The sequence below is a fragment of the Pseudomonas agronomica genome, assembly GCF_025917275.1.
GTDB lineage: Bacteria > Pseudomonadota > Gammaproteobacteria > Pseudomonadales > Pseudomonadaceae > Aquipseudomonas > Aquipseudomonas agronomica.
This window is the reverse complement of the sequence record NZ_JAOSHO010000768.1, coordinates 1-1689: the sequence shown is the minus strand read 5'-3', so window position 1 is coordinate 1689 and position 1689 is coordinate 1. Positions and strand designations below refer to the sequence as shown.

Annotated in this window: 1 protein-coding gene; it reads left to right on the top strand. The window is 60.4% G+C overall.

Annotation, left to right across the window (positions count from 1 at the left end):
- A partial coding sequence (locus OC610_RS26975) for an MFS transporter (RefSeq protein ID WP_264432356.1) occupies window positions 1–1656 on the top strand: 1656 nt, incomplete at its 5' end.
- Window positions 1657–1689 lie beyond the last annotated feature (33 nt).

Here is a 1689-nt window from a genome sequence, read left to right as displayed (position 1 = left end):
CAGTTTGGAGAAAAATTCGCCAAGGATGCGTTGATTCGCCTGATCAAGCTGGGCGAGATCGCGATCATGGTGGTCGGTGCGTTGGGGTTCCTGTTCGATCACCTGTGGCTGATGCTGGTGGCGCTGTTTGCCATGGGCACCCACTCGGCGCTGTTCGGGCCGGTGAAGTATTCGATTCTGCCGCAGGCCCTGCGCGAGGATGAACTGGTTGGCGGCAATGGCCTGGTGGAGATGGGGACATTCCTGGCGATCCTCGCCGGCACCATCGGCGCAGGAATCATGATGTCGTCGGCGCACTACGCGCCGGTCGTGTCAGTGGCGATTGTCGGCATTGCCGCGGCCGGCTACCTGGCCAGTCGCAGCATCCCACGGGCAGCGGCCGCTTCGCCGCAGATGCGCTTGAACTGGAACATTTTCAGCCAGTCCTGGGCAACGCTGAAGTTGGGCCTGGGGCAGACGCCGGCGGTATCCCGTTCCATCGTTGGCAATTCTTGGTTCTGGTTTGTCGGGGCGATCTACCTGACGCAGATTCCCGCCTATGCCAAGGAGTGGATGCACGGCGACGAAACCGTCGTGACCCTGATCCTTACCGTGTTCTCGGTGGGAATCGCCTTGGGCTCGATGCTCTGCGAAAAGCTGTCGGGGCGCAAAGTCGAGATCGGCCTGGTGCCGTTCGGCTCGTTCGGGCTGACCGTGTTCGGCCTGCTGCTGTGGTGGCATTCCGGTGGGATCCCCGACAGCGTCGACGGCCACGGCTGGCTGCAGATTCTCGGGTTCGGCCACGCCTGGCTGGTGCTGATCGATATTCTTGGCCTGGGGATCTTCGGTGGTTTCTACATCGTACCGCTGTACGCGCTGATCCAGTCACGTACCGTCGAAAACGAACGGGCGCGGGTCATTGCCGCCAACAACATTCTCAACGCTTTGTTCATGGTGGTCTCGGCGATCGTCTCCATCGTCCTGCTGAGCCTGGCCAAGTTGTCGATTCCGCAGCTGTTCCTGGTGGTGTCGCTGCTGAACATTGGCGTCAACGCCTACATCTTCAAGATCGTCCCCGAGTTCAGCATGCGTTTCATGATCTGGCTGCTCAGCCACTCCATGTACCGCGTGGAGCATCGCAACCTGGACGTGATTCCTGACGAAGGCGCCGCGCTGCTGGTGTGCAATCACGTGTCGTTTGTCGATGCCTTGTTGATTGGCGGCGCGGTGCGTCGGCCGATTCGCTTTGTCATGTACTACAAGATCTACAACCTGCCGGTGCTGAACTTTATCTTCCGCACTGCTGGGACGATTCCGATTGCCGGGCGCCAGGAAGATATTCACATCTACGAAAAAGCCTTCAGCCGCATCGCTCAGTACCTGAAGGACGGAGAGCTGGTGTGCATTTTCCCTGAAGGAAAACTGACCGCTGACGGTGAGATCAATGAGTTCAAGAGTGGCTTGACGCGCATCCTCCAGGAAACCCCGGTGCCGGTGATTCCGCTGGCGTTGCAAGGGTTGTGGGGGAGTTTCTTCAGTCGCGATCCGAGTAAAGGGATGTTCCGCCGGTTCTGGTCGCGGGTGACGCTGGTGGCGGGGACGGCGGTGGCGGTCGAGGCGGCTGAGCCGGCGAAGCTGCAAGCGCTGGTGGGGGAGTTGCGCGGGGCTGTGAGATAAGCCGAAACCCTGTGGGAGCGAGCTTGCTCGCGA